The sequence below is a fragment of the Spiroplasma sp. ChiS genome, assembly GCF_002968355.1.
Taxonomy (GTDB): Bacteria; Bacillota_I; Bacilli_A; order Mycoplasmatales; family Mycoplasmataceae; genus Spiroplasma; species Spiroplasma citri.
The window spans coordinates 1-7226 of record NZ_PUUH01000290.1; the positions used below are offsets into that span (position 1 = coordinate 1).

The window sequence follows — 7226 nt, forward strand, 5'->3', positions numbered from 1 at the left end:
AAGTTAAAATTAATAAAAATAAAGAAAAAATTGAATCTAATATTTTTAAATTAAATCAATCTCAAAATCAATTTTTATCTTTATAAATAAAAAACTTTTTAAAATTAGTAATAACTTTAAAAAGTACTTTTTAGTGTGTCAAAATTCATAATTTTATAAAATTATTTATTCAATTAAAAATATAATTTTTAAAAAAGTTGAATTTTTTATAAATTTTGTTATCATTTAATCATAAGCGAAACATAATTTGTTTCTAATTACTTAATTTTATTAAAAACCTCAAAATAATATATACTACCCGGTTTTTGATGATAATTGTTTTTCATTTGCTAAAAAACTATTTAATTTGGTCAAAATTTCTTTATATTTTTTATCTTCTGTTTGACCATTACCATATGTTTTATTTACTTGTGGTTTTAATGGTTCTGTTAAACCTTTAATTGATGGATTTGGTGTAGATAACAAATCAACTTTTTGCATTTCTTCATTTAAAAATTGAGTTATTTCTACTTCTACTGCATTCAAAGTTCGTGCTGTTGCTTCTTGAACTTGACTTTTATTAAGACCAAGTTTTGCTAACATTGTTTTAATTGATTTTTTAATTGATCGATAAGATTCTTTTAAAGTTCCTTTAATTTTTGATGTAATTTTCATATTAAATTTATTCTTTTTCTATGTTTAATTAATTTAATAAAATAATTAATTAAAGTCATTTATTTAAAAATATAATTAATATTTTTAAAACCATATACATTTTATAGATTATCATATTTAATTAAAATTATCATCTAAAATTTTTAATTTTCTAAAAATAATTTGTTTAATCTTTTAAAACTAGAATTCATCAAATTAGTTGTCAGAAAAAATAATTTACAAATAATTTGACAAAATTAATCTTAAAAAGTAAAAGCAACAATTAATTGTTGCTTTTACTTTTTAACGTTCATATGATTCATCGTCTTTTTCATTTGGGGGTATTGTTTCCAACTTTGCAATTGTTCCTTTTTTCTTATCAAAAAAAATTGTAGTATTAGTTGGACTAAAACGAACTTTATTTTTAATTTTTGTAACTAATGTTTGTTCTTTTTTATCGATTTTTTGTAATGCTTCATTTAACCCTAAATTAAGTTTATTAAGTTTTTGGGCCTGGTCTTGTTTTTGAGCTTGCACATTATTTATCTCATGATTTACTAATTGTTTTGATTGATTATTTTTTGCAGTTAAAAATTTGACTGTTTCTGGTGATAAATCATCGAATGTTTCATCACGCAACGAGTTTTCATTTGCTTTATTTTCCGGAATAATTACGTCTAATAGTTCTTTTAACTTTTGATGTTCTCGTTCAAACCGTAATATTTCTTCTTTTATTTTTTTTCAATATTTTTTTCTAATTTAATAGTATCATTATGTTTTAAACCAAGTTTTTTTAAAAATGAATTAATTGATTTTTTAACTGCTTTATAAGTTGATTTTAACGTATTTTTAGTTTTTAAAGTAATTTTCACGTTAACTTTCTTTCTATAATTTTTTAATTAATTATTTATCTTGCTAAAATAATTAAATAAAGTAATTTATTTTAGAAAATATTAATTATATTTTTAAAATCATATACAAAATCACTTTATCATATTCATTTGTAATTATCAATTGTATCAAAGTAATAAAAAATAAAAACGTTTACTTTAGTAACGTTTTTATTTTTTATTTTAATATTATTTTTCAGAAATTTCAGATAATTTAGTTGCAACAGCTTCAACATTTAAACCAATAATAATTTGAATGCCCTTTGTTTTAGAAACTAATACTAAACCAGCGACTCCGGTTGCTTTGATTGCTGCTTGATCAATTTTCGTGTTGTCTTCAACTGTTAAACGTAATCTAGTCATACAGTTATCAACTTTAACTAGATTATCATGACCAATTGCATCATAAATTACTTGTGCTAGTTTTAATGGTCCATTAGGATCTTTTTGAATGTCAATTTGTTGATTAACACTATTTTGTGAAGTTAAAATATTTTCACTACCCGCTTGACCACTTCCAACAATATTGATATTTGCTATTTGTTGTTCTTGGTTTGCTTTTTTCTTTGCATTGTTTTTAACTGTTTTTTCAAATGATTTTGCTAATGCTATTACTTCTTCTTCACGACCAACAACTCAATCAATAAAACCAGTTGAGAAACCAAATCCAACGCGAATTCCAAAGCCAATAGTTAATGCTGAAAATAAACCAGCTAAAACAGCATGTAATCCTAATAAAACAGGGGCTAAGAAAACAAAAGAAAATTCAATTGGTTCTGTAATTCCTGTTAAAAAACTAACTCCTGCAGCTGTCCTTAAAATTCCAGCATATTCAGCACGACGCATTTTATCTTTAATTGATAAAATCATTGCTGCACAAGCTGCAGGTAATCCAAACATCATCATTGGGAAGAATCCTGATTGGAAAATTCCACTTCCTCCTGCTAAACCAAATTTAGCATCAGCATATAATTTTCCTAAAAAGTCGTTAATATCACCATTGACTGTAGTAATAATTCCAGTTGTATTTCAATCACTAATTCGTAATACACCGTTACTATCAATACTATATACAGCCCATTGTAGCGTTCCATCAACAATTTGTCATAAGTTTGTTCCTTGATAATTCATCAAATGGCCAATAATTGGTTGTTGGAACCATAAATAAGTGTTTAACACTTGGTGTAACCCAAATGGTAATAATAACCGGTTAAAAATAGCATAGAAGAAAGCTCCTAATGGTGGAATCGCTCCTAAACCATAACCTAAGTATTGTAATCCTAATTGAAATCATGGTCAAATTGCTGCTAATGCAAAAGAACCTAAGAGAAAATAAACTGCTGTTATCATTGGCACAAAACTACGACCTGAAAAAAATCCTAGGGATGCTGGTAACTTAATACCAGAATATTTATTATAAATTAGTGCAACAAGACAACCAACTAAAATTCCACCAAAAACACCCATACTAATGTTATATTTTGCACCATAACCTTTAATAGCATCACCAACATTAAAATCAAAAACATATAGAATTTGTGAATGTGGTTTTGCTCAAAATTGATTATCTAAAAAATTACTAATTGGTGTATTTCCTAATAAAACATTTATTGTAATATCATTGTGGGACAATTCCCATTATTCCTTCTAAAACAGCTCATCCAAAGAAAGCAACTAGTGCTGTTTCTCCACGGAAGTCTTTTTTTCATTCCGAAACCTAATCCAATTGCAAATAATGGTGCTAAATTACCAATCTCAGCATTACGAACCGCTTGAAAAATTGAACCAATATATCAAATTGCTGACAATGATCCAGTTTGATTTAACTCTGAATTGATTGAGGCATAATTCATACCCCCCCGAATCGTAGCAACAAAGCAGCAATTGGTAGCACAACAATTGAAAATTGTAATGCTTTTCCTAATTTTTGTAAATATTGCATTTTATTTGTTCCTTTTCTTTTTATTCTTTTTTTAGTTTACATAAGTTGACATGTTATAACTAAATGATTAAAAGATTATATATTAAGTTTAATAATTGTAACTATACCAACTATTAATGAGATTGCAAATAATGATGATAAAATCAAAAAAATATTTTGTTTAATTTCAAACAAAAAAATTCGTTCACGTTGAACTCCTAATCGTTGTTCTTTGAACTTAGCATTTTTATTTCGTCAGTATAAAAAGTGAATTAATAATAAAATGATGATGAAAATAATACTAATCCAATTCCAGCATTTAATGCCATATTAGCAACTAAGGTTTGATCCAGTAATTTATTGTTCATTTTAAATATCCTTTTCTACTTTTTAACTATACGTTTTATTATCTTTTTGAATAGTATTTAAAAAATAATGTTATTTCATTAATCGATGTAACATTAATGAAAACATTGTAAAAATTTATAATAAAAAAATAAATATTTTAAATATTCTTTGTTTTATAATAATTTAATTAATATAACTATTATCATTTTTCATTATTCATTTTATTTTTTTATATGAATTAAACAATTATATTTTAAATATCTATAATCTTTTTTCATTTTTTTCTAAGTATAAGTAGTCATACTTATATTTGTATTATAACACTTTTGTTTTCTAAAAAAAATCCTATAAAAAAATTATATTAGATTTTAAGTAATTAAAAACCTTCTTTTTCAAGAAGGTTTAAATATTAGTTTTCCCTAAATTATTTTTGTAATTGTTGATCATAATATTTTTTTGTTTTATTAATATTGTTTTTGCCAACAAAAACAAAGTTATGTTTTGATTTAACACAATCTGGATTGATACAATGCAATTTATACTCACAAGGTTTTGAGCGACAGAAAAACACCGGTTGTTCACATATTTGGCATGATAAAATTGTTTTTTGTGATTCTTGAATTGCAGCACATTTTTTACATTCTTCAGCATGTTGTTCGCAGCCAATGAAGACACTATCTGGCATTGCTAATCTTTTTTTTGTTTTAGTTGAATTGTTATTTTCGAAAGCCATAGTTTTTGTGTTCTCCTTTCATAAAATACTTGTAATAAACACCTCTCTTATCAAAAAATTATCGACGCTAATGGTAAAACATTAATGCCGATGAATGATAAAACTTATCCTTAAGGGTTAATACAAATTTTATTATATATTTTTTAATAAAAATTAACAATGTTATTCCTGCCAATAATGTTGATTATTAAGGGTTTGATGAAATAATTTGGTAATTTATGGAAAAAATTAAATAAAATAAGTTATTTTATTTGAAATAATTTACACATATTCAATTTAATTTAATTATTAGTTTATAAAATAGAATTTATTGTAAATTTAAACTTGAAAAAAAATAGAATAAAATTATCGATAACTTTAATCGAATAGAAAGAAACATATAAAAAATGAAAAAAATTTTAACAATTCTAGGAGCAATTAGTTTTTCTACAGTTGGAGCAAGTAATGTTATTGCTTGTAATTCAATACATGAAAATGAAATTAAAAGTCTTCAAAATCGACTATCAACTTAAAAGGAAAAATTGATAACTTAAAAAATGTTAGTGAAGAGCAAAAAGAACAACTAAAGTTTGCATTAATAGAACTTGAAAATGGGTTAAAAGGATTAACTTCAAATGAAATTAAATCAATGTCAAAAACAGACATTGATTTATTAAAGTCAGCAATATCTTTCTTAGAAGAGCAAATTAATAAATTAAGTTAAATAAATATTATTTCCGAAATATTAAAAATGTTTCTTTTAACTGGTAATATCCAGTTAAAAGAAACATTGTTTTATTTTATTACAAGTTTTTATTTTTGAAAAGTATCTAAAAACTGGTAAACTTCCTCATAATTTGGTTCGGAAGAAATTGGTGAAACAATTTGTAAATAAATAATTTTATTATCTTGATCTAAAATCATTACGCTTCGTGCTAATAAATTATTAAATGGAAAATATAATTTTGTTTGTGTGCCAAATTCACGATAATTAGTATCAGATAATAAAATATGGTTTGCATTAACAAAACCTTCACATGCTCGTTTCAAAGCAAATGGCAAATCACGTGAAATTGTTATTAATTGAAAAATAGGATACTTGCTAATAATTGTTTCATTAAATTGTTTTGTTTGTGTTAAACAAACACTAGTATCTATACTAGGTACTGCGGAAATAACTTTATATTCTTTTGTTATAGTTTCTAATTCAAAATCTTGTCAATCAACCATATCAGCTTTAAATGATACCTTGTGACCAACTTGAAGATAATCTTTTGCAAGCAAATTTTTAACATCGCCACTCATTGTTCCTACTGCCATAAAAGTTGTTTCCTCCCTTCTTTTATAAGAATATTATATCCTAAAATATTGTTATGATAATAAAGTATTTCAAGCATTTTCAATTATTGTTCCGATGGCTCCGTCAGTTATATAGTTAATCGGATTTGTTGTTCGTTGTAGTAAACAAATAAATTCAATGTTTTTCTTTTTATTTCCTAAAATTGGAGAATAGTCGCAATTGTTAACACTAAAACCATTATTAAGGGCTAAAGCAAAGATTTTTTTAATAACATCATAGTGTATTGCTTTATGATTAATTTTTCCTCTCTTAACAGCTTCTTTTGTACTCTCAAACTGTGGTTTAATTAAGAAAAAAGCATAATGATTTAATAATATAATATCTTTTAAGGGTGGAATAATTTTATCTAATGAAATAAAAGAAACATCACAACAAGCAATTTCAATTTCATCAGGGGCAAATAATGCTTTAGTAACATACCGAAAATTAGTTTTCTCTAATGAAACAACATGAGGATTATTTCGTAATTTTCAAGCTAATTGATTTGTACCAACATCAACAGCATAAACTTTTTTAGCATCATTTTGTAATAAGCAATCAGTAAAACCACCAGTTGAAGCACCAATATCAAGACAAACTAGATTCTTAACTGTTAAATTAAAAGCAGTTAAACCTTTGGCTAACTTTTCACCTGCTCGGGAAACATATTTTAATGGTTCACCACGTAATTTAATAATACTATCTAATTTTACCAGTTCACTTGGTTTTAAGGCCGGTACATTATCAACTAAAACATTATTTGCTAAAATCATTACCTTAGCTTTTTCACGCGAAGGAGCTAAATTATTATTAACCATTAATTGGTCCAACCGAATTTTCATTAAAATTTATTCTCCTTTTCATTGACTTTTATTAAATGCACGTTGGTTCTGATAACGAAATAATAACCGTTGTTTTCGAGTTTTTGTTTCACGATAAGTTTCTAAGATTGTATCTTGTGCTAAAATGTAATTAGTAATTTCTTTAAAAAAGTAAGCACCATATGATAATGACCATTCTAACGAAATAAAATTTTGATCAATTTTAGCTTCAATAATTTTTGAATAATTACTAATAATGTAATTACATTCTAGCATAATGTTATTAATATTATTATATTTAAAAAGGTAGTATGTTGTTTGTGGTAATTGATATTTTTGTGCTAAAAAAGCAAGATTTTTTGGAATAATTAATTGTTGAGTATCTAAATCAATTGAAATATCAACTGGTTTTCATAATGGAACATAGTGGATTTTTCCCGATAAAGTTAATAAGCGTTGTTTAGTATCTTGTGATATTTGTCACTTTTTTGCTCATTTGTTATTTGCTCAATTATAATAATTAAACTTGTTATTTTGCATCTCATCACCCATTTGACTAAAG

At 24.9% G+C, this 7226-nt stretch carries 10 protein-coding genes; 2 read left to right on the forward strand and 8 right to left on the reverse strand.

Annotated elements, in window-relative coordinates; translation table 4 throughout:
* Window positions 1-294 precede the first annotated feature (294 nt).
* The 4 genes from C6B38_RS07475 to C6B38_RS07485 form a co-directional block, all read right to left on the reverse strand.
* Window positions 295-654 carry a hypothetical protein gene (locus tag C6B38_RS07475; protein WP_233485660.1) on the reverse strand — a complete coding sequence of 120 codons (360 nt, stop codon included), beginning with the start codon at window positions 652-654 and terminating at the stop codon, window positions 295-297.
* A 282-nt stretch (window positions 655-936) separates the two neighbouring features.
* Window positions 937-1272 carry a hypothetical protein gene (locus C6B38_RS11505; RefSeq protein WP_233485661.1) on the reverse strand — a complete coding sequence of 112 codons (336 nt, stop codon included), beginning with the start codon at window positions 1270-1272 and terminating at the stop codon, window positions 937-939.
* 92 nt (window positions 1273-1364) lie between these two features.
* Window positions 1365-1505, reverse strand: a complete 141-nt coding sequence (locus C6B38_RS11510; RefSeq protein WP_233485662.1) for a hypothetical protein — start codon at window positions 1503-1505, stop codon at window positions 1365-1367.
* Between the two features lie 207 nt (window positions 1506-1712).
* The gene (locus tag C6B38_RS07485; RefSeq protein ID WP_233485663.1) at window positions 1713-3155 is read right to left on the reverse strand and encodes a PTS transporter subunit EIIC; all 1443 of its coding nucleotides are present in this window, start codon (window positions 3153-3155) and stop codon (window positions 1713-1715) included.
* Window positions 3156-3200: 45 nt separating this feature from the next.
* Between C6B38_RS07485 and C6B38_RS11515 the strand changes: the two genes are divergently transcribed.
* Window positions 3201-3371 carry a hypothetical protein gene (locus C6B38_RS11515; RefSeq protein WP_233485664.1) on the forward strand — a complete coding sequence of 57 codons (171 nt, stop codon included), beginning with the start codon at window positions 3201-3203 and terminating at the stop codon, window positions 3369-3371.
* 845 nt (window positions 3372-4216) lie between these two features.
* Here the strand turns inward: C6B38_RS11515 and C6B38_RS07495 are convergent.
* Window positions 4217-4525, reverse strand: a complete 309-nt coding sequence (locus tag C6B38_RS07495; RefSeq protein WP_105299165.1) for a hypothetical protein — start codon at window positions 4523-4525, stop codon at window positions 4217-4219.
* A gap of 386 nt (window positions 4526-4911) precedes the next feature.
* Between C6B38_RS07495 and C6B38_RS11520 the strand changes: the two genes are divergently transcribed.
* Window positions 4912-5037, forward strand: a complete 126-nt coding sequence (locus tag C6B38_RS11520) for a lipoprotein (protein ID WP_233485665.1) — start codon at window positions 4912-4914, stop codon at window positions 5035-5037.
* A gap of 280 nt (window positions 5038-5317) precedes the next feature.
* Here C6B38_RS11520 and C6B38_RS07505 read toward each other — a convergent pair whose 3' ends face one another.
* From C6B38_RS07505 to C6B38_RS07515, 3 genes are all read right to left on the reverse strand, one after another.
* Window positions 5318-5824, reverse strand: a complete 507-nt coding sequence (locus C6B38_RS07505) for a redoxin family protein (protein ID WP_105299166.1) — start codon at window positions 5822-5824, stop codon at window positions 5318-5320.
* Window positions 5825-5875: 51 nt separating this feature from the next.
* Window positions 5876-6685, reverse strand: a complete 810-nt coding sequence (locus C6B38_RS07510; RefSeq protein ID WP_105299167.1) for a TlyA family RNA methyltransferase — start codon at window positions 6683-6685, stop codon at window positions 5876-5878.
* Between the two features lie 6 nt (window positions 6686-6691).
* A partial coding sequence (locus C6B38_RS07515; RefSeq protein WP_233485666.1) for a hypothetical protein occupies window positions 6692-7226 on the reverse strand: 535 nt, incomplete at its 5' end.